Genomic DNA, 20,990 nt, shown 5'->3' on the forward strand with positions numbered 1-20,990 from the left:
GGTTTAGCCTTCAATCGGCCGCGCCAGGACGTGTTTTTTCTTGCCGAGTGAAAGCTTTATGACGTTTTCCGGACTCAAATCCTGAAGTGTTACCATGCGGCGGTCGTCCGAGACCGGCTGGTCGTTGAGGCGCACGGCGCCGCCCTGGATGTGCCGCCGCGCCTCGCCGTTGGAGGCTGCGAGCCCGGCGGTGACGAGCAGCGACAATATGCCGACGCCGGCTTCCAGCGCCGCTCTGTCCACGTCCACGCTCGGCAATGTGTCGGCGAGCGCGCCTTCCTCGAAGGTCTTGCGCGCGGTTTCGCTGGCAGTCTCCGCCGCGTCGCGGCCATGCAGCATGGCGGTGATCTCGGTGGCGAGGATCTTCTTCGCCTCGTTGATCTCCGAGCCGTCGAGTTGTTGGAGCCGCGCCACCTCGTCGAGCGGCAGCGTCGTGTAGAGCTTCAGGAAGCGGCTGACATCGGCGTCCTCGGTGTTGCGCCAGTACTGCCAGAACTCGTAGGGCGACAGCATCTCGGCATCGAGCCAGACGGCGCCCGAGGCCGACTTGCCCATCTTGGCGCCCGACGAGGTGGTGAGCAGTGGCGTGGTCAGCGCATAGAGCTGTGCGCCTTCCATGCGATGTCCGAGATCAATGCCGTTGACGATGTTGCCCCACTGGTCGGAGCCGCCCATCTGCAGCCGGCAGCCGACGCGCTTGTAGAGCTCGACGAAGTCATAGGCCTGCAGGATCATGTAGTTGAATTCGAGGAACGACAGCGACTGCTCGCGGTCGAGCCGGAGCTTGACGGAATCGAAGGCCAGCATGCGGTTGACGGAAAAATGCCGGCCGACATCGCGCAGGAAGTTGACGTAGTTGATCTCCATCAGCCAGTCGGCGTTGTTGACCATGACGGCGTCGTGCGCACCGCTGCCGAATTTGAGGTAGGGCGCGAAATTGCGGCGGATGCCGGCGAGATTATCCTCGATATCCTGCGGCGTCAGGAGCTTGCGCGCCTCGTCCTTGAAGGACGGGTCGCCGATCATCGAGGTGCCGCCGCCCATCAGCGCGATCGGCCGGTGGCCGGTCTGCTGCAGCCAGTGCAGCATCATGATCTGGATCAGCGATCCGGCGTGCAGGCTCTTGGCGGTCGCGTCGAAGCCGATATAGGCGCTCACCGTTTCCTTGGCGAAAAGCTGGTCGAGGCCGGCATCATCCGAGGTCTGGTGGATGAAGCCGCGCTCGCTCATCGTGCGCAGGAAATCGGATTTGAAGGCGGACATTTTTTCTTTCCCGAAAGCGCCAGGCCGCTGCGGCTGGCGTGATATGAACGCGGGCGTTTAGCATCCAAGCGCGATCAGCAAAAGTGGAATCCGGTTTTGCGTCTGATCGCGCTTCAGCCGGTAAGCGCGATCAGCAAAAGTGGTTTTCGGTTTTGCGTCCGACCGCCCGCCAACAAAAGACCAGCGATCAGCAAAAGTGGAATCCGGTTTTGCGGGCCTGCGGCGGTGCCATTTGCGAATCCTTGCCTCATCGTTTTGGCTGGCGTAATGAGGCGCCGCGCAACGGCTTCGCCCGAGGCGCGCCGCGACGAGGCCAATCGACCGCCCCGCAGATCAAGTCAGGAATCCGGCCTCCCGCACATGAACAGGAATTACCTCATCCTCTTTCTGTTCAGCCTGCTGATGACGCTCAGTGGGCTGATGACCCTACCGCCCGTCGATCGCGACGAGTCACGCTTCGTCCAGGCCACCAAGCAGATGGTCGAGACCGGCGACTATGTCGACATCCGTTTTCAGGATGTCTCCCGCTACAAGAAGCCGATTGGCATCTACTGGCTGCAATCGGCGGCGGTCGCGCTGAGCGGGCAGGGGGCCGAAGCCCCGATCTGGGTCTATCGCCTTGTGTCGGCCCTGGGCATTGCCATCGCCGTCGTCGGCATTGCCTGGACGGGCACAAAACTTTTCGGCGCCAAGGCCGGTCTCGCCGCCGGCCTGATGATGGCCGCGATCTTCGCCACCGCCTTCGAGGCCCGCGACGCCAAGACGGACGCCATGCTCCTGGCCTGCTGCGTGGCGGCGCAGGGCGCGCTGGCGCAGATCTACCTGGCATCGCGCCGCAATGAACCGGTTGCCGGCCATCTGCCGTGGGTCTTCTGGATCGCCCAAGGCGCGGGAATCCTCATCAAGGGCCCCGTGAGCCCGCTACTTTCGGTCCTGACGGTCGCCGCGCTGTTCGCCTTCGAGCGCGACTGGCGCTGGTTGTTGAAGCTGAAGCTTGTGCGCGGTATCGCGCTGGTCCTGCTGATCGTGCTGCCCTGGGTCATCCTCATTACCTGGAAGAGCGGTGGCGCATTTCTGCAGGAAGCCGTCGGCAAGGACATGATTGCCAAGGTCGCGCAGGGTGAGGAATCGCATGGCCTGCCGCCCGGCTTCTACATGCTGACCTATTCGCTGTTCATGTGGCCCTTCGGCCTGATTGCGGTCGGCGCCGGGCTGCAGGCCATCAACCGCTTCTGGGACGATCCGCGCCTGCGCTTCTGCCTCGCCTGGTACATCCCGTTCTGGCTGGTGTTCGAGCTGATCCCGACCAAGCTGCCGCACTATGTCATGCCGGCCTATCCCGGCATGGCGCTGCTGATCGGCTGGCTGCTCACCTTGCCGGCCGAGGAGGCCAATGCGCCACTACGGCGCTGGCAGTCCTGGCTGTGGTGGGCGACCGCTTTCGGCCATGTCGTGGTCTCCATAGGCCTGGCTGTCGTTTGCATCGGAGCGCCGCTTTATCTGGCCGGGACATTTTCCTGGTGGAGCTTGCCTGCCGCGCTCGCCGCCGGCTATCTGGCCTTCCCGCGCCAATTGCAGGTGCCGCTCGCCCGCATCGGCGCAATCGCGGTCTGCGCCGGCATCACTTTCTCCCTGCTGTTCGGTGTCATCGCGCCATCCTTGAAGCCGATCTGGCTGAGCCCGGCGATCAAGGCCGCAGTCGATGCGAACCGCCCGTGCGAGACGAGCGTGCTCGCCTCCGCGCCGTATCATGAGCCGAGCCTCGTCTTCCTGGTCGGCACCAAGACGATGCTGACCGATGTCGACGGCGTCGCAAGGCACCTGCTCGACGACCCCGCTTGCGCGCTGGGACTGGCGCCGGTCGCGGATGAGAAGAAGCTGAACGATGCGCTGGCCGGGCAGGGCAAATCCGCACGCCGGCTGGCTGAGATCGACGGCCTCAACTACTCGTCAGGGGACAAGCTGTCGCTCGGCCTCTATCGGGTGGACAAGTGAACACGTCCATGACCCCGCCTGCGGTGTTCCGTCGGTCTCTCGGCAACTTCCTCGACACGATGCGGATCGTGCGAAGGCGCTTTGCCGTGCGCAAACCCGACTATCCGCGCATAGCCTGGCCGGTCTGGCTGCTCGCCTGGATCATGCTCACGGCAGCGGTCTTCTTTCGCCTTGACCACGCAGCCGGGACGCGTTGGGGGGAATGGCCTCCCGGTCTTGCGCGCTTCACCAAGTTTTTCACCGACTTCGGCCTGGGCGGCTGGTATCTCATTCCGGCAGCACTCTGCCTTGTCGCCGCCAACCTGACCGACTGGCGAGGCCTTTCGCGGCGCGCGCGAATGCTCGTCTACAACTGGACCTGCCTTGCCTTTCTGGTGCTCGGCGCGGTCGGTCTTTCGGGCATCGCCGTCAATCTGCTGAAATACAGCATCGGGCGGGCGCGTCCGCGCTATTTCGACGATTTCGGAGTGTTGTCGTTGCATCCTTTCGCTTTTGATGCGCGCTTTGCCGGCTTTCCGTCCGGCCACGCCACCACCATGGGCGCCGTCTTCGGCGTCGCGCTGCTCTTGTTTCCGAGACGCTGGTACATCGCGCTGGCGATCACAGCGTGCATCTCGTCGACGCGGGTCTTCGTCGGCGCGCACTATCCCAGTGACACCGTCGCCGGCTTTGGCCTCGGCTGCGCCAGCGCGATCCTGTGCGGACTTCTCTTCGCCCGGCTCGGCTTCATCTTCCGCCGAACGTCGGCGAAGCTGCCTGTCCGCAAGACAACCTTTCGGCTCGCAGGCTATGGCGGGACAGGAAACAGAAGGGTGGCGTCCAGACAGAGCGAAGATCGCGTCGCCGCGGACCGGCCTTAGGGTCAAAACTCAACCGTCAGGGTCGCCAATGGCCGGGATGGGTGGGAAGTTGCCGTTCGGCTCAATAGCCAGAATGCGCACGTTGCGCCAGAAAACGGTCATCCACCGCCATTCTCGAATGACCGCAGTGGGCCGGAAGCGGACTTGCGGCTTCGAGGCTTGGAATGTCAGAAGCGGACATTCAGGGCCGGCTGGGGCATCGTCGTGACCTGACCCCTAGTGGTCATTCCGGAGGCGAGATTGAAGGTCCGAATCGGATTGAGAAAACGGACGTTCGGCTATGCTATCAGCGCCGACCGTCGCGCCACCCCCATTGGCGAGACGCCCGTGAGCCTCTTGAAACCCCGACTGAAGGCCGCCTCCGCCGGCCTACAGTGGAACGAATTAAACAAATGTTGACAAACGTAAGCCTACGGTGAAGGTCGCCTTAGGACGAACATTGCAAGTCCGGGGAATAATCCTGGGAGGAGTCCTATGACGTACTGGCCCCATTTGCGGCGGAATGGGTGTCCACTACACGATTAAGCCTTGGTGGGGGGCAACCGCGAAAATGTTGCGAGAACGAGGACCTCATCAATGGCTGCGATTGCTCTTCCTGGCGATTGGACCGGACAGTACAAAGGATCGGAGCTGAACCTCTCCAGTTTCAACCTCTCCTTTTCCGACGAGTTCAATACGATGGATGTCGTGCCGAACAACGGCACCGGCAAGTGGTTCGCGCCTGTGCATGCCCCCTATGGGGCCGCCACGTTCATGTCGCCGGAGGGAGCAACGAACCCGTTCTCCGTCTCTGGCGGGCAGCTGACCATTACCATGAAGCAGGTGGACGGCGGCTGGCAGTCGGGAACGATGCAAACGGTCAACAGCGCCGGCCAGGGTTTCGCGCAAGAGTACGGGTACTTCGAGATGCGTGCCGCCTTTCACGGCGGGGCGGGAGCCTGGCCGGCTTTCTGGATGCTGTCGCCCGATCAGACTGTGCCACGCGTCGAGGTCGACATCGTTGAAGCGTATGGCGGCGATCCCGATGGTCATCACCAGGCGGTGCACTTGAGCAATAAGGAAAGCCACGCTTCGAAAGGCAACTATACGGGCCTCGCCGGTTCGATGTTTGACGGGGCGTTTCACACCTACGGCGCGAGGATCACGACGGACTGGATCACCGTGTACTATGACGGCAAGGAGCTGAGCCGCTTTCCAATGAGCGAGTCCTTCCGCACGCCACTTTATATGCTGGTCTCGCTGGCCATGAATCCCAAAGAGGTCGAGCAGGCGTCCGGCACGTACAAGATGGTCGTCGATTACGTGCGCGCCTATGCCGCGCCGGATGTGATGGAGCAGCACCTGACCGGGACGGATGCGGCGGATATCCTGAACGGCGGCAGCTTTGATGACGTTCTGGACGGGGGAGCTGGTGCTGACAAAATGTCCGGCGGTTTCGGCAACGATACCTACCGCGTCGACAACGCATTCGACGTAGTCATTGAGGCTGCCGGCGCCGGCATCGATCTGGTCATCACCTCGATGACGTATTCGCTGTCCGGCCAGCAAATAGAGCAGCTCACGCTCACCGGCGTTGCCGACATCGACGCGATGGGTAACGAACTCGACAACACGCTGGTCGGCAACGCCGGCAGGAACCTGCTCTCCGGCTTGTCCGGCGACGACGCCCTGCGGGGCGGCGCCGGAGCCGATCGGCTCGACGGCGGAGCCGGAATCGACAAGATGGAGGGCGGCGCAGGCAACGATACCTACTATGTTGACAATGCGCTCGACCGCGTGATCGAGGGCGACGCGGCGGGCAACGACCGGGTATTCAGCTCGATCACCTATTCACTGCCCAGCCATGTCGAAAATCTGACTCTCATGGGCGTCGCCAACATTAACGCCCAAGGCAATTCTTCCGACAACGAGCTGACCGGGAACAATGGGAACAACCGGTTATATAGCTATGATGGCGCGGACCGGCTCGATGGCGGGAGCGGGGCCGACCTGTTGAATGGCGGTGCCGGCAACGATACCTATTATGTGGACAATGTACTGGACAACGTCATCGACGAAGCGGGCCTCGACCAGATTTTCAGCTCGGTCACGTACTCACTGGCGGTCGATCGCCGGGAGGTAGAAAATCTGCGTCTGACCGGCAACGCCAACGTCAGAGCCACGGGAAATTCCCTCGACAACGTGCTCGACGGCAACGACAGCGACAATAACCTGGACGGCGGCCGAGGCAATGATTCCGTGCTTGGGCGGGGTGGCAACGATGCACTAGTCGGCGGCCTGGGTATTGACCAGCTTACTGGTGGCGCCGGTAACGATTCCTTCATTTTCAGCGCGGCGCTCTCGGTGGCCAACCGCGACATCATGACGGATTTCAACCATTCGGCCGACTCAGTCAGGCTCCAAAATGCGTATATGGAGGCACTTGGAGCCACCACCGGAGCCCTCGACCCAGACTACTTCTTCGCTGGAACCAGCGCCCACGACGCCGACGACCACATCATCTATAACAAGGTTACGGGTGAGTTGTTTTACGATTCCAACGGAATTGCAGCAGGTGGCGTGACACAGCTCGCGACGCTGACGAACAGGCCGACGCTGCTCGCCGACGATTTTTTCGTGATCTGATCCGGCGCCTACAGCGGTGCGCGTGAAAACGAGATCACGCGCACCGCTATAGCTTCTTGTTTGCGCATCGCTTTGTTCGAAAAGCCGGTGACCACTTTTTCGAGCGATGCTCTAGTCTACTGCGGCATAAACTGTGTTGGATGTCTTTGGCAGCAGGGACATCGTGTGATGTTATCCTACAACGTCGCTCCGACCGATCCAGTGCCCGTTCGTGACAGCTAGCAAGAACAGCGCCCATAAGCTCCGGCAAGGCCGCTGGTGGCTTGTCCCGTGGTGGAAGGAGATGCCGAACGCCTGGATTTCAGGCGTTCGCGATCGACTTCCAGCGCGCCAGCCGCTCTTCGATCAGCTCCGCGCGCTGGCGATCGTCGTTTCCGTCCAGGATGGCCAAATCCGCCGGATCGGCGCGCAGGTAGACACCGGACGTCCGCGCGTTCACGCCCTCGGGGGTACTTGTGGAGAGCAGCCACCGAGAGAACTGCACTTGCGTGCGCGTTCAGCGTTAGGCTGTCGCGACCTGAAATGACCTGCCGAGGTGGAAGGAGCTCCGCTAGTTGGCGACGGCTCACTAGGGCTAGTCCCGATTTGAACCGCTGAGGACCTTTGCCAGCTACCCGCCGCACACGCAGCTTATGCCCGCACCATTGAAGGTCCGGCTACAGCAGACAAAGCGGCCTAAGTTCCGTGTTGAGGGAGGTCCGCCTATGGCGCAACCGCGACCTCCAGTGCGGTCGCCGGTAATGTCCGCATTAAGGCAGTGGCACAGCTAACTTTAATGACCGATATGCGGCGCAAAGCTGCCGTTCGTGTCGTGGAAGACGTACGCCGGCTTCGGGTCGAACTCGGTCGTTCAGAGTGATTGGGTTTGACCCAAAGAGCCTCGGCCTCAGTTATTCGCGTTCAATACCGCCATAGGATCTGACCAGCTCGGCCATGTCTGGCGCGCTTGCACTCGGCGCCTCGGTCTCCAGCCCTTCGGCGACGCCGACGCGGTCGGCGACCGGCCGGTTCTGGCTGACCTTCCATTTGCCGCTGATGTCGGTAATCTCGATTTCCAGCCCGATGATGCCCTTGATCTGCGACTGGATGAAGCTCGCCGGAGCGTCGGTCACCGCCCAGGGTGCCTCGCGGCTGCCTTCCTGCGACGCGGTCAGCTCGGCGATCTGCTGCGCGATCCAGGCAGCGTCGTCGATCACCTTGACCGTGCCGCGTACCTGGACGATGGCATAGTTCCAGGTCGGCACGACCTTGCCGGTCTCGCGCTTGGTCTCGTACCAGGACGGCGTCACATAGGCGTCGGCGCCCTGAAAGACGACCAGCACCGGCGAAGCGGGGTTTTCGGCCAGCAGCCGCCACTGCGGGTTGGCCTTCGCCAGATGGGCGCGCAGCCTGCCCTTCGCGCCAATCTCGGCGTCGAGCAGGAACGGGATCGCGTTCGCGACCGGCCCCTCGGCGCCGTTGGAGATCAGCAGTCCCAGCGGATGCGCCCGTACCAGCCCGTGCAGGACGTCCTGCCGCGTCTCCTGGAAATGCGGAGGCTGGTACATGGCGATCGCTCCTTATCTCAGGCGCTTCGGCCGCGGGTCGGACAATTCGCCGGCGAGCCGCCGGTCGAGATAGTCGGCGCATTCCTGCAGCAAGAGGTCCGCGTCATTGGCGAAGAAGTGGTTGGCGCCGGGCAGCGTCTTCTGGGTGATGGTGATGCCCTTTTGTGTGTGCAGCTTGTCGACCAGCGCCTGCACGTCCTTGGGCGGCGCCACCTTGTCGGCATCGCCATGGATGATCAGGCCCGACGACGGGCAGGGCGCCAGGAACGAGAAATCATAGGTGTTGGGCTGCGGCGCGATCGAGATGAAGCCCTCGATCTCGGGACGGCGCATCAGAAGCTGCATGCCGATCCACGAGCCGAACGAATAGCCGGCGACCCAGCAGCTCTTGGAATCCGGATGCAGCGACTGCACCCAGTCGAGTGCTGCGGCGGCATCCGACAACTCGCCGGTGCCGTGGTCGAATTCGCCCTGGCTGCGGCCGATGCCGCGGAAATTGAAGCGAAGCGTGGTGAAATCGCGCTTCTGGAACATGTAGAAGAGGTCGTAAACGATCTTGTTGTTCATTGTGCCGCCGAATTGCGGATGTGGATGCAGCACAATGGCGATCGGCGCGCTCTTTTCCTTAGAAGGCTGGTAGCGACCCTCAAGGCGGCCGGCCGGACCGGTAAAAATGACCTCAGGCATAAAATACTCCACATGGCATAAGAATGCGCGGCGCCCGGAACACTCTTTCCTCTGGCCTTGACGCAGGGCGAGCGTCTTCTTAGAAGCTAGTTTAGAATTGTTCAAAACTGGGTGGCCAAAACCTGCCGGCTAGGCCGCCCGCGCCGCAAGCCGGGTAAATAGGACGGCTTGCCTTGCGATTTCAAGGAAATAACGCGCTATCCTCGCCGAATGGCTTTTGACGGGACCAATTGAAGGAAAATGGCCGCAACTCGCGCCTATCTCGACTACAATGCCAGCGCGCCACTCAATGCAGAGGCGCGTTCGGCGATGATTGTCGCACTCGACGTCGCCGCCAATCCGTCGTCGGTCCATGCCGAGGGTCGCGCCGCCCGCCGGCTGATCGAGGATGCGCGGCGCGATGTCGCTCGGCTGGTCAACGCCAAGCCGGAGCATGTCGTGTTCACCTCCGGCGCGACGGAAGCCGCCTCGACGCTTCTTTCGCCCGACTGGCAGATGGGACGCGGCACTGTCCGCATGAGCCGGCTCTATGTTTGCGAAGCCGATCATCCCTGCTTGCTGAATGGCGGCCGCTTCCCGGTGGCGCAGTTGACGCGGATCGGTGTCGACGCCAACGGCATCGCCGATCTCGGCGCATTGGCGGCGGCCCTTGCCGCCCATGACAAGGCCGATGGCCTGCCGTTGGTGGCGATCCATGCCGCCAACAACGAGACCGGCGTCATCCAGCCCGTTGAGGCCATCGCCGGAATCGTCAAGGCGGCGGGCGGCATACTCGTCGTCGATGCGGTGCAGGCGGCTGGCCGTATTTCCCTGGATATGTCGGCGCCTTACGCCGATTATCTGATCCTGTCCTCGCACAAGATCGGCGGCCCCAAGGGTGTCGGCGCCATGGTCGCCGCGTCCGATCTTATGATGCCGAAGCCTCTGGTCAATGGCGGCGGCCAGGAAAAGGGCCACCGCGGCGGCACCGAGAACCTTGCAGCCATCGCCGGGTTTGGCGCCGCGGCACGGCAGGCGCTGGCCGGGCTGAACGACGTCGATGTGCTCGCGCGCCGCCGCGATGAGGTCGAAACGATCATCAAAACGCTGGTGAATGACGCGGAAATCTTCGGAACCGGCGCGCCAAGGCTTGCCAACACGACATTCTTCGCTATTCCCGGCATCAAGGCCGAGACGGCGCAGATCGCATTCGATCTGGCCGGCGTCGCGCTGTCGGCGGGATCGGCCTGTTCGTCGGGCAAGGTCGGTCCGAGCCATGTGCTGAAGGCCATGGGCTACGGCGATGGTCTTGGTGCCTTGCGCCTGTCCATCGGCCACGCGACGAGTGCCGAGGACATCGAACTGTTCCGGACCGCGCTGGCAGGCATTGCCGCGCGCCGGACGGGCAGGGAAAGAGCCGCCTGAGGGTGGCAAGACGAATTCGGGCCTTGCGGCCTGGTAGAGCCGTGCGTTTCAAAGTGGCCGGGTGAATTCCCGGTCGGGACGCACTATATGGAGCTTACGCCGCCTCGGCTGCCTGCTGGCCCGTCGCGATGCCATAGTTTGAAAACTGTCGGGCCTTGACCCCGGCGTGGATGGAGAACGCTTATGCCTGCTGTGCAGGACACGATCGATCGGGTCCGAAAGATCGACGTCGACCAGTATAAATACGGATTCCAGACAGAGATCGCGATGGACAAGGCCCCCAAGGGCCTGAGCGAAGACATTATTCGCTTCATCTCGGCCAAGAAGGACGAGCCGTCCTGGATGCTGGAATGGCGTCTTGAAGCCTATCGCCGCTGGCTGACGCTGGACGAGCCGACCTGGGCGCGCGTCCACTATCCGAAGATCGACTTCCAGGACATCTACTATTACGCAGCGCCGAAGAGCACGCCCGGACCGACATCGCTGAGCGACGTCGATCCCGAACTCTTGAAGGTCTATGAAAAGCTCGGCATTCCGCTCAGGGAGCAGGAAATCCTCGCCGGCGTGCAGAAGACCGACGTGTCGGAATTCGAGGAGGCCAGCGACAATGTCTACAAGTCGGGCCGCGTTGCCGTCGACGCGGTGTTCGATTCCGTCTCCGTCGTCACCACCTTCAAGAAGGAGCTGGCGCAGGCCGGCGTCATCTTCTGCTCGATCTCGGAAGCCATCCGCGAGCACCCGGAGCTGGTGAAGAAGTATCTCGGCTCGGTCGTGCCGACCACCGACAACTACTATGCCACGCTGAACTCGGCCGTCTTCACCGACGGTTCCTTCGTCTTCGTGCCCAAGGGCGTGCACTGCCCGATGGAGCTGTCGACCTATTTCCGCATGAACGAGAAGAACACCGGCCAGTTCGAGCGCACGCTGATCATCGCCGAGGAGGGGGCTTACGTCTCCTATCTCGAAGGCTGCACGGCGCCGCAGCGCGACGAGAACCAGCTGCATGCCGCGGTCGTCGAACTGGTGGCGCTCGACGACGCCGAGATCAAATATTCGACGGTGCAGAACTGGTACCCCGGCGACGCCGAGGGCAAGGGCGGCATCTACAATTTCGTCACCAAGCGCGGCGACTGCCGTGGCCACCGCTCGAAGATTTCGTGGACGCAGGTCGAGACCGGCTCCGCCATCACCTGGAAGTACCCGAGCTGTATCCTGCGCGGCGACGATTCCAGCGGTGAGTTCTATTCGATTGCCGTGTCGAACGGCTACCAGCAGGTCGACAGCGGCACCAAGATGATCCATCTCGGCAAGAACACGTCGAGCCGCATCATTTCCAAGGGCATCGCCGCCGGCTTCTCGCAGAACACCTATCGCGGCCAGGTCTCGGCGCACCGCAAGGCGACCAACGCGCGCAACTTCACCAATTGCGACTCCTTGCTGATCGGCGACCAGTGCGGGGCGCACACCGTGCCCTACATGGAAGCCAAGAACTCGACGGCGCAGTTCGAGCATGAAGCGACGACGTCGAAGATTTCCGAGGACCAGAAATTCTACGTCATGCAGCGCGGCATCCCCGAGGAGGAGGCGATCGCACTGATCGTCAACGGCTTCGTCAAGGACGTCATCCAGCAGCTGCCGATGGAATTCGCGGTCGAGGCGCAGAAGCTGATCGGAATCAGCCTCGAAGGAAGCGTGGGGTGACAAAGGCGCCCAAACGCGAATCCGCAGAAAAGCATGTCTATCTGCGGGATCGAATGGACAGCTGGGAATCGAGGCTGCAACTGGCGTTGTGTTTGGGCGCCGCGGGTGTTGCGTTGCTTGTCGCGGTCTATTCGCCGGACGGCTTTTGGCAGGGGCTTTTGGAAGCCTTGAAGCAGTTGATAAATCGGATTTAGCCGGGCAGACGGCTACGGATAGGACGAATGGAAATGCTTGAAATCAGAAACCTCCATGCCCGCATCGTCGACGACGGCACCGAGATCATCCGCGGGCTGGACCTGACGGTGAAAGCCGGCGAGGTCGCCGCCATCATGGGCCCGAACGGTTCGGGCAAGTCGACGCTGTCCTATATCCTCGCCGGTCGCGAGGACTATGAGGTCACCGAAGGCGACATCCTCTACAACGGCCAGTCGATCCTCGAAATGGATCCGGCCGAGCGCGCCACGGCCGGCATCTTCCTGGCCTTCCAATATCCGATGGAGATACCGGGCGTCGCGACCATGGAATTCCTGAAAGTGGCGATGAACGAGCAGCGCAAGGCGCGTGGCGAGGAGCCGCTGAAGATCCCGGAATTTTTGAAGCGCGTGAAGGACGCCGCCGGCTCGCTCAGCATGGACATGGCGATGCTGAAGCGGCCGCTCAATGTCGGCTTTTCCGGCGGCGAGAAGAAGCGCGCCGAGATCCTGCAGATGAAGCTCCTGGAGCCGAAGCTTTGCGTGCTCGACGAGACCGATTCCGGCCTCGACATCGACGCGCTGAAGATCGTCTCGGACGGCGTCAACGCGCTGCGTTCGCCGGAGCGTGCCATTGTCGTCATCACCCACTACCAGCGCCTGCTCGAGCACATCGTGCCGGACAGCGTGCACGTCCTCTACAAGGGCCAGGTCATCAAGTCGGGCGACAAGTCGCTGGCGCTCGATCTCGAAGCCAATGGCTATGCCGGTGTGATCGGCGAAGCCGCATGAGATGCCAGGGGCGGAACTGATGAACATGCACGCACAACCGCAGCGCACCCCGGCCGAAACGGCGTTGATCGACGCCTTCGGCGAGCGGCTGTCGCTGCTGCCTGGCGACGGCGCGGTAATGCTGAAGCGCGACGACGCCATCGAGGCGATCAAGCACGGCCTGCCGACCCGGCGCATCGAATCCTGGCACTACACGGACCTGCGCCGACTGCTGACTTCGGTGCCGGAGTTCGATCCCGCAGCCGCCACCAAGGCCATTGCGCCAATCGTCGAAGGCTCTGCCATCCTGCCGGTCTTAAACGGCGTGTCGGGCACGAAGACACCGGCGATCGAGGGCGTCGCCGTGCAGCGCCTGTCGGAAAAGCTGACCGACGGCAGCATCGCGCTGGGGCTCGATCCCTATGGCAGCGACGACGCCATCGGCGCGCTGAACACCGCCTTTGTTGCCGACGGCTATTTCGTCGACATCGCCGACGGCACCCAGCTTGAAAAGCCGATCGAACTGCAGAGCCTACAGGCCGGCGGCCAGACCCATGTGCGCCTGGCGGTCCGGCTCGGCGCTGGTGCCAAGGCAAGCATCGTCGAGCGCCAGACTGGCGATGGCGCGGCATTGGTCAGTTCCGTCAGCCAGCTCGTTCTGGGCGAGGGCGCCGATGTGACATGGCTGATCGTGCAGGAGCAGCCGGACACGGCTACGCATCTTGCCCAGTTCAAGGCGCATCTCGGCAAGAATTCGAAGCTGACGGTGTTCTTCATGAATGCCGGCGGCAAGCTCGTGCGCCAGGAGATCGTGGTCAGGACGACGGGCGAAGGCGCCGACTTCACGCTGCGCGGCATCAACCTTTTGGCTGGCGACACGCATACGGACGTGACCATGGTTCTCGACCACGCCGTGCCGCACACGACTTCGACGGAAGTGATCCGCAACGTGGTGACCGGCAAGGCGCGCGGCGTGTTCCAGGGCCGCATCAACGTCCATCAGTATGCGCAGAAGACCAACGCCAAGATGGCCTGCAACACGCTGCTTCTGTCCGATGATGGCGAGTTCTCGACCAAGCCGGAGCTGGAAATCTTCGCCGACGACGTCGTCTGCGGCCATGGCGCCACCGTCACCGAGATCGACCACGACCATCTGTTCTATTTGATGGCGCGCGGCATCGATGAGAAGTCGGCCCGGGGCCTGTTGGTCAAGGCCTTCGTCGCCGAGGTGATCGAGGAACTGGACGACGAGGCAATCGTCGAGGCGCTGGAAGCACGGCTCGACGATTGGTTTTTGACGCACGGGTGAGCGCCTGACCTTCTTCCCTTGTGGGAGAAGGTGGATCGGCGCGTAGCGCCGAGACGGATGAGGGGTGTTGGAAGGAACGCGGCCTAGGACGGCAAGGACTTCGAAATGGACCAGAAAGTCGAAAGCATCCCCTACGACGTCGAGGCGATCCGCCGCGATTTCCCGATCCTGTCGCGGGAAGTCTACGGCAAGCCGCTGGTCTATCTCGACAACGGCGCCTCGGCACAGAAGCCGCAGGCGGTTCTCGACGCCATCCAGCATGCCTACAGCCAGGAATACGCCAACGTCCACCGCGGCCTGCATTTCCTGTCCAATGCCGCGACCGACGCCTATGAGAAGGCTCGCGAGACGGTGCGCCGTTTCCTCAACGCGCCGAGCACCGACAACATCGTCTTCACCTCCAACACCACTTCGGCGATCAACACGGTTGCTTACGGTTATGGCATGCCCAAGATCGGCGAGGGCGACGAAATCGTGCTGTCGATCATGGAGCACCATTCCAACATCGTGCCCTGGCATTTCATCCGCGAGCGACAGGGCGCCAAGCTGGTCTGGGTGCCGGTCGACGATCTCGGCGTCTTCCACATCGAGGAATTCGAAAAGCGGTTGACGTCTCGCACGAAGCTCGTCGCCATCACCCAGATGTCGAACGCGCTGGGCACGGTGACGCCGATCAAGGAGATCGTGCGCATCGCGCACGCCCGGGGAATCCCGGTGCTGGTCGACGGCAGCCAGAGCGCCGTGCATATGCCGATCGACGTCCAGGATCTCGACTGCGATTTCTTCGTCTTCACCGGACACAAGGTCTACGGGCCCTCGGGCATCGGCGTGCTCTATGGCAAGAAGGATATTCTCGAGCGCATGCGCCCCTTCATGGGCGGCGGCGAGATGATCGAGGAGGTGACGGAAGACGTCGTCACCTACAACGAGCCGCCGCACCGCTTCGAGGCCGGCACACCGCCGATCGTGCAGGCGATCGGCCTGGGTGCCGCGCTCGACTATATGGACAAGATCGGCCGCGAGCGCATCGCAGCGCACGAGGCCGATTTGAAGGACTATGCGCATGAGCGGCTGCGCGCCATAAACTCGCTGCGCATCTTCGGCGACGCGCCCGGCAAGGGCGCCATCATCTCGTTCGAATTGCAGGGTATCCATGCGCATGACGTGTCGATGGTGATCGACCGCCAAGGTGTTGCTGTCCGTGCCGGCACCCATTGCGCCCAGCCACTGTTGAAACGCTTCGGCGTAACCTCCACATGCAGGGCATCGTTCGGCATGTATAATACCAGGGCCGAAGTCGACGCTTTGGGCGATGCGCTTGAAAAAGCGCGCAAGTTCTTCGGGTGATGATCATGGAAGACGCTAGCCACACCACCGAGACCGTACCGGAAGCAGCCATTAACCCGCTGGTTTCCGCCTCGGCCATTCCCGCCGATGAACTGGCGCGGCTGACCGACGACATCGTCTCGGCGCTGAAGACGGTCTACGACCCGGAAATCCCGGCCGACATCTACGAACTCGGCCTGATCTACAAGATCGACATCGAGGACGACCGTTCGGTCAAGATCGACATGACACTGACCGCGCCTGGCTGCCCGGTGGCCGGCGAAATGCCCGGCTGGGTGGAGAATGCCGTCGGCGCCGTCGAGGGCGTTTCCGGCGTCGAGGTCAACATGACCTTCGACCCGCCCTGGTCGCCCGACCGCATGTCGGAAGAGGCGCAGGTCGCGGTCGGCTGGTATTAGCATCGGCCGGACAATGGGTTGGCGCACTTGCGCCTGGCATAAAACTTCACCATTTTAGGTGAAGAATCATTCGGCAGGCCTTGAACCTGCATGGAATGGAGAGAGAAAGAATGGGACGCTTCGCCGTCATCACGATGACCGAAAAGGCCGCCGACCGGGTGCGCGAGATTGTTGCCACCCGCGAAAACGCGCATGGCATTCGCCTCGGCATCAAGAAGGGCGGCTGCGCCGGCATGGAATACACGGTCGACCTGGTGACCGAGCCGAACACCAAGGACGACCATATCGAGCGCGACGGCGCCCATGTCTATGTCGCGCCGGAGGCGGCGCTGTTCCTGTTCGGCACCGAGATGGATTTCGAGCAGACGACGCTGCGCACCGGCTTCACCTTCCGCAACCCGAACCAGAGCTCGGCCTGCGGCTGCGGTGAATCGGTCGAACTGAAGCCGGCTGACCTGAAGGCCTTGGCCGAAGCCCGCGCCTCGGCCTGAGACCTCTTCCTTCGCCCCGTTTACGGGGAGAAGGTGGCCCGATAGGGCCGGATGAGGGGCAGCGCTACCCTCTCCAAGTTCGCGCCGCCCCTCATCTGCCTGCCGGCATCTTCTCCCCGTAAACGGGGCGAAGAACGCTAATCGACCCACATCCCAGTCCGCTTGTGCCAGTCGGCGATCGATTCCTCGGGATAGACGTCGAACACCTTGTCCTTCTTGCCGATCTCGGGCTCGATCCAGCTCGCCTTGTATTTCAGCATCAGATGCACCTTTTCAGGCGGCTTGGGCAGTTCGCTGTCGATCGCCGAGGCGAAGGGATGCACAAGCTCCGGCCAGGTCGGGTCGTAGAGCCACAGCGCCGAACCGCACTTTTTGCAGAAATTGCGTTCGCCCGTCGAGACCTCGCATTGCGAATGTTCGTCATCTTCGATCTCGGCCCGGTAGACGCCGAGATTGCGCTTGCCGGTGATCTTCAGCGTCTCGGAATCGGCGCCGAGATTGATGGCGAAGCCGCCACCGCCCTGCTGCTTGCGGCAGATCGAGCAGTAGCACAGCATGAACGGTACCGGCGTGTGGCTCTCCACCTCGAAGCGGACGGCATCGCAGCGGCAGGAGCCTTTGAGCAGAAGCGGCATGTTGGAACTCCGACGTGTTTGTCCCTCAACCTTGTCAGCATGGTTTTGGTTGCGGCGATGACAGGGCCGGTGACATGATCGCCGCATGGAGAACGAACGCATAGAAGAACTTTTTGAAAGCCTGGGCCCGATCAGCATCCGAAAGCTATTCGGCGGCAAGGGCATCTATTGCGACGGCGTCATCGTCGCCATCGTGGTGCGTGGCGAATTGATGCTGAAGGCGGACGCGGAAAGCGCCCCCGACTTCGAGGCCGCCGGCTGCCGGCAATGGACCTATACCGGCTCGCGGCACGGCAAGCAGGTTTCGATGCCCTACTGGAGCGTCCCCGACAGCGCCTTCGACGATCCAGACGAGATGGCGGTCTGGGCGCGCCGGGCCTACGAGGCGGGACGACGGGCGGGGAAGTAGGGTCTAAAGCGCCTTCGCGATCCCCGCCGCCAGCCTTGCATTGTTCTCGACCAGCGCGATGTTGGTCTTCAGGCTCCTGCCGCCGGTCAGTTCGAGGATTTTCCCCAGCAGGAACGGCGTCACCGCCTTGCCGGTCACGTTCTGCACTTCCGCGGCCTTCTGCGCGGCCTCGATGTAGCCGGCCATCTCGTCGGCCGGGATTTCCTGGTCTTCCGGCACCGGATTGGCGATCAATATGCCGCCGCTCAATCCCAGCGCCTGCCGCGTCCGGTAAAAATGCGCGATGTCCTCCGGCGCATGCAAGGTGAGCGGCGCCCGGAACGGCGAATGTCTGGACCAGAAGGCGGGCATCGTCTCGCAGCCATGGCCGATGACCGGCACGCCGCGCGTCTCCAGAACCTCCAGCGTCTTTTCGATGTCGAGGATCGCTTTGGCGCCGGCCGAGACGACGATGACCGGCGTGCGTGCCAGCTCGTCGAGATCGGCGGAGATGTCGAAGCTCTTTTCCGCGCCCTTGTGGACGCCGCCGATGCCGCCGGTGGCGAACACCTTTATCCCGGCCATATGAGCGGCGATCATGGTGGCGGCGACCGTGGTGCCGCCGGTGCGCGCTTGCGCCACCGCAAAGCCGAGATCGGCGCGCGACAGCTTCATGGCGTCACCCGTCATGGCCAGCGATTCGCGCTCGCCGTCTGACAACCCGATCTTGATGCGGCCGGAAACCACGGCGATCGTCGCCGGCACCGCGCCATTGTCCAGGATTATCTTCTCGACATTGGCCGCCATGGCGCCATTGTCGGGATAGGGCATGCCATGGGTGATGATGGTGCTTTCCAGCGCCACCACCGGACGACCCGCGGCCAGCGCCTCAGCCACCGGCTTGTGGATGTCGATGAAGGGGCGGGCGGTTTCCGGCGTCATTTCCGTCTCCGATCTAGCAAGCTGAACTGGCCGACCTCATGCCACTTCCCGCGGCTGCGGCACAAGGGCCAGCGCCTCGGCAAAGCTCGCCGCCGTGAAGCCCGGCACGGCGTCGCTGCTCTCGATGGCAAGCATCGCGGCGGCGACACCTTCCCGAAGCGCGGCGCGCAGCGACAATCCGCGCAGCAGGGCGGCAATCGTCGCGCCCGCCAGCGCATCGCCGGCGCCGGTGACGTCGGCGATTTGTCGGGGGGCAGGGGGCACGACGGCGAAAAGCCCGTCTCCGTCGAAGCCCAGCACCGGCGCGCCGCCCGCCGTCACCACGCCGCTTTTCAGACCAGCGCGCCGCAACCCGTCGACCAGGCCTTGCTCGGAGGCATCGGCGTCTACCACGGCCAGCGCGACAGCCTCGCGCCGGTTCATGAACAGCAGGGCCAGGCTGCTGAGCACCGGCATCAGCCGCACCACCTTGGCTGGCGAGATGGCAATGGCGAACACCGGCCTGACGCCGGCCAGCGCCACCAGCCGCTCGAGTGCCGCGGTCGGCAGATTGGCGTCGCACAGGATCGCGTCGGCGGCGGCGACCACTTCACGCACCTTGGCGCGGCGGATCTGCTTGGCGAAGGCAAGATCGTACAGCGCCATGTCGGCAAAGCCGACGATCAGCTCGCCGTCACGGTCGATCAGCGCCGTATAGCTCGGCGTGGTGCGGTCGAGGAACACCGCCGACAGGTCGGTGATCCCAGAGGCGGCGATGGCACGCGACACCGTCTCGCCCGAAGCGTCGCCGCCGCGCAGCGAAAGCAGCGATGCCGAAACGCCGCGCCGCACCAGGCTGCGCAGCGCATTGAAGACGCCACCGCCGACATCCTCGCGCATCGTGCCGGGGTTAGACGCGGCCGGCACGTAAGGGCCTGCTACCTGGCCGCGCCGATCGATATGGGCGCCGCCCACGGCCAGTATCTTTGAGGATTTCATCATGCGGGCGATATGACCTTTGTTATTCCAGCCGCACAAGCGCTAGGCTGTGCGGCTGAGCTTCGCAGGCAAGGCAGCGATTCGGCGGATCAAAACAATCGGACCGCCTGATCGGATGCGGGATGGTTCATGGAACGAAGGGATGAGACAAAAAAAGAACAAATCCGGATATCGATTGTTTTTCAGATGGTTGATACCCCTTGCCAAACGAGAACAAAAAAGGTACAAATAGGGCAGGGATTACGGATTGTCCGGCCTTCATTGACGACCAAGGGGTGATGTATCATGGCTCAGAATACTTTGCGGCTTGTAGAGGATAAGGCAGTGGACAAATCAAAGGCCCTGGATGCGGCGCTGTCGCAGATCGAGCGCGCTTTCGGCAAGGGCTCGATCATGCGCCTTGGTGCCAATGAGCAGGTCGTCGAGATCGAAACGGTGCCGACGGGATCGCTTGGCCTCGACATCGCGCTTGGCGTTGGTGGCCTGCCGCGCGGCCGCATCGTCGAGATCTACGGGCCGGAAAGCTCCGGCAAGACGACGCTGGCGCTGCACACAGTGGCCGAAGCCCAGAAGAAGGGCGGCATCTGCGCCTTCGTCGATGCCGAGCATGCGCTCGACCCGGTCTATGCCCGCAAGCTCGGCGTCGATCTCGAAAACCTGCTGATCTCGCAGCCCGACACCGGTGAGCAGGCGCTGGAAATCTGCGACACGCTGGTTCGTTCCGGCGCCATCGACGTGCTGGTCGTCGATTCGGTTGCGGCACTGACGCCGCGCGCCGAAATCGAGGGCGAGATGGGCGATTCGCTGCCCGGCCTGCAGGCCCGCCTGATGAGCCAGGCGCTGCGCAAGCTGACCGCTTCGATTTCGCGCTCCAACACCATGGTCATCTTCATCAACCAGATACGCATGAAGATCGGCGTCATGTTCGGCTCGCCCGAAACCACGACCGGCGGCAACGCGCTGAAATTCTACGCCTCGGTCCGTCTCGACATCCGCCGCATTGGCTCGGTCAAGGACCGTGACGAGGTCGTCGGCAACCAGACCCGCGTCAAGGTGGTCAAGAACAAGCTGGCGCCGCCCTTCAAGGTGGTCGAGTTCGACATCATGTATGGCGAGGGCGTGTCCAAGACCGGCGAACTGGTCGACCTCGGCGTCAAGGCCGGCGTGGTCGAGAAGTCCGGTGCCTGGTTCTCCTACAATTCGCAGCGCCTCGGCCAGGGCCGCGAGAACGCAAAGCTGTTCCTGCGCGACAATCCCGACACGGCGCGTGAGATTGAACTGGCGCTCAGGCAGAATGCCGGGCTGATCGCCGAGAAATTCCTCGAAAATGGCGGCCCTGAGCGCGGCGAAGACGACGGCTTCGAGGAGGAATCCGGCGCCATGTAAGGCAGCGGCCAGAGTTCGGCCATAAATTTAGTCTATTATCCGATGCTTAAGTAACCGAGTTCTACAGTATCG

At 62.8% G+C, this 20,990-nt stretch carries 20 protein-coding genes; 13 read left to right on the plus strand and 7 right to left on the minus strand.

The features are described 5' to 3' along the window. Positions 1 to 3: 3 nt before the first annotated feature. A complete protein-coding gene (gene tyrS, locus ACFX5Q_RS31005; protein WP_404283998.1) occupies positions 4 to 1,263 on the minus strand; it encodes a tyrosine--tRNA ligase in 1,260 nt (419 codons plus the stop codon). A gap of 360 nt (positions 1,264 to 1,623) precedes the next feature. Between tyrS and ACFX5Q_RS31010 the strand changes: the two genes are divergently transcribed. The 3 genes from ACFX5Q_RS31010 (at position 1,624) to ACFX5Q_RS31020 (ending at position 6,743) form a co-directional block, all read left to right on the plus strand. After that, entirely contained in the window at positions 1,624 to 3,258 is a 1,635-nt protein-coding gene (locus ACFX5Q_RS31010; RefSeq protein WP_404284000.1) for an ArnT family glycosyltransferase, read from the plus strand. Between the two features lie 8 nt (positions 3,259 to 3,266). After that, positions 3,267 to 4,118, plus strand: a complete 852-nt coding sequence (locus tag ACFX5Q_RS31015; protein WP_404284002.1) for a phosphatase PAP2 family protein — start codon at positions 3,267 to 3,269, stop codon at positions 4,116 to 4,118. A gap of 576 nt (positions 4,119 to 4,694) precedes the next feature. Then, complete coding sequence (locus ACFX5Q_RS31020) at positions 4,695 to 6,743, plus strand: family 16 glycosylhydrolase (RefSeq protein WP_404284004.1); 2,049 nt, start codon at positions 4,695 to 4,697, stop codon at positions 6,741 to 6,743. Positions 6,744 to 7,044: 301 nt separating this feature from the next. Here ACFX5Q_RS31020 and ACFX5Q_RS31025 read toward each other — a convergent pair whose 3' ends face one another. From ACFX5Q_RS31025 to ACFX5Q_RS31035, 3 genes are all read right to left on the minus strand, one after another. After that, a complete protein-coding gene (locus tag ACFX5Q_RS31025) occupies positions 7,045 to 7,182 on the minus strand; it encodes a hypothetical protein (RefSeq protein ID WP_404284006.1) in 138 nt (45 codons plus the stop codon). Positions 7,183 to 7,633: 451 nt separating this feature from the next. After that, the gene (locus ACFX5Q_RS31030; RefSeq protein ID WP_404284008.1) at positions 7,634 to 8,290 is read right to left on the minus strand and encodes an FMN-binding negative transcriptional regulator; all 657 of its coding nucleotides are present in this window, start codon (positions 8,288 to 8,290) and stop codon (positions 7,634 to 7,636) included. A 12-nt stretch (positions 8,291 to 8,302) separates the two neighbouring features. Then, entirely contained in the window at positions 8,303 to 8,977 is a 675-nt protein-coding gene (locus ACFX5Q_RS31035) for an alpha/beta hydrolase (protein ID WP_006205994.1), read from the minus strand. Positions 8,978 to 9,217: 240 nt separating this feature from the next. Between ACFX5Q_RS31035 and ACFX5Q_RS31040 the strand changes: the two genes are divergently transcribed. The 8 genes from ACFX5Q_RS31040 (at position 9,218) to sufA (ending at position 16,589) form a co-directional block, all read left to right on the plus strand. Then, positions 9,218 to 10,381, plus strand: coding sequence for a cysteine desulfurase family protein (locus ACFX5Q_RS31040; RefSeq protein WP_404284009.1), 1,164 nt, complete (start codon positions 9,218 to 9,220; stop codon positions 10,379 to 10,381). 183 nt (positions 10,382 to 10,564) lie between these two features. After that, positions 10,565 to 12,082, plus strand: coding sequence for a Fe-S cluster assembly protein SufB (sufB, locus tag ACFX5Q_RS31045; protein WP_404284011.1), 1,518 nt, complete (start codon positions 10,565 to 10,567; stop codon positions 12,080 to 12,082). Next, entirely contained in the window at positions 12,079 to 12,276 is a 198-nt protein-coding gene (locus tag ACFX5Q_RS31050) for a hypothetical protein (RefSeq protein ID WP_404284012.1), read from the plus strand. Before sufB ends, ACFX5Q_RS31050 begins: the two co-directional genes overlap by 4 nt. Before the next feature lie 33 nt (positions 12,277 to 12,309). Then, the gene (gene sufC / locus ACFX5Q_RS31055; protein ID WP_404284013.1) at positions 12,310 to 13,065 is read left to right on the plus strand and encodes a Fe-S cluster assembly ATPase SufC; all 756 of its coding nucleotides are present in this window, start codon (positions 12,310 to 12,312) and stop codon (positions 13,063 to 13,065) included. A 19-nt stretch (positions 13,066 to 13,084) separates the two neighbouring features. Continuing rightward, positions 13,085 to 14,353: a Fe-S cluster assembly protein SufD gene (gene sufD, locus ACFX5Q_RS31060; protein ID WP_404284014.1), complete on the plus strand. Its 1,269-nt coding sequence runs from the start codon at positions 13,085 to 13,087 to the stop codon at positions 14,351 to 14,353. A 105-nt stretch (positions 14,354 to 14,458) separates the two neighbouring features. Then, on the plus strand, positions 14,459 to 15,700 hold the full coding sequence (locus tag ACFX5Q_RS31065) for a cysteine desulfurase (RefSeq protein ID WP_404284015.1): 1,242 nt from the start codon (positions 14,459 to 14,461) through the stop codon (positions 15,698 to 15,700). 5 nt (positions 15,701 to 15,705) lie between these two features. Then, complete coding sequence (locus ACFX5Q_RS31070) at positions 15,706 to 16,098, plus strand: SUF system Fe-S cluster assembly protein (RefSeq protein WP_404284016.1); 393 nt, start codon at positions 15,706 to 15,708, stop codon at positions 16,096 to 16,098. Between the two features lie 110 nt (positions 16,099 to 16,208). Further along, positions 16,209 to 16,589, plus strand: coding sequence for a Fe-S cluster assembly scaffold SufA (gene sufA, locus ACFX5Q_RS31075; protein WP_006206001.1), 381 nt, complete (start codon positions 16,209 to 16,211; stop codon positions 16,587 to 16,589). A gap of 137 nt (positions 16,590 to 16,726) precedes the next feature. Here sufA and ACFX5Q_RS31080 read toward each other — a convergent pair whose 3' ends face one another. Then, a complete protein-coding gene (locus tag ACFX5Q_RS31080; RefSeq protein ID WP_404284018.1) occupies positions 16,727 to 17,224 on the minus strand; it encodes a GFA family protein in 498 nt (165 codons plus the stop codon). An 85-nt stretch (positions 17,225 to 17,309) separates the two neighbouring features. Here ACFX5Q_RS31080 and ACFX5Q_RS31085 point away from each other — a divergent pair, with 85 nt between their 5' ends. After that, on the plus strand, positions 17,310 to 17,633 hold the full coding sequence (locus tag ACFX5Q_RS31085) for a TfoX/Sxy family protein (RefSeq protein ID WP_404284020.1): 324 nt from the start codon (positions 17,310 to 17,312) through the stop codon (positions 17,631 to 17,633). 3 nt (positions 17,634 to 17,636) lie between these two features. Here ACFX5Q_RS31085 and ACFX5Q_RS31090 read toward each other — a convergent pair whose 3' ends face one another. Beyond that, a complete protein-coding gene (locus tag ACFX5Q_RS31090; RefSeq protein ID WP_404284021.1) occupies positions 17,637 to 18,554 on the minus strand; it encodes a pseudouridine-5'-phosphate glycosidase in 918 nt (305 codons plus the stop codon). 36 nt (positions 18,555 to 18,590) lie between these two features. Beyond that, the gene (locus ACFX5Q_RS31095; protein WP_404284022.1) at positions 18,591 to 19,535 is read right to left on the minus strand and encodes a carbohydrate kinase family protein; all 945 of its coding nucleotides are present in this window, start codon (positions 19,533 to 19,535) and stop codon (positions 18,591 to 18,593) included. 282 nt (positions 19,536 to 19,817) lie between these two features. Here ACFX5Q_RS31095 and recA point away from each other — a divergent pair, with 282 nt between their 5' ends. After that, positions 19,818 to 20,918, plus strand: a complete 1,101-nt coding sequence (gene recA / locus ACFX5Q_RS31100) for a recombinase RecA (RefSeq protein WP_040584057.1) — start codon at positions 19,818 to 19,820, stop codon at positions 20,916 to 20,918. The last annotated feature ends 72 nt before the right edge of the window (positions 20,919 to 20,990 follow it).

Source organism: Mesorhizobium sp. IMUNJ 23033 (assembly GCF_044778005.1).
In the GTDB taxonomy this organism is placed as follows: Bacteria; Pseudomonadota; Alphaproteobacteria; order Rhizobiales; family Rhizobiaceae; genus Mesorhizobium; species Mesorhizobium amorphae_A.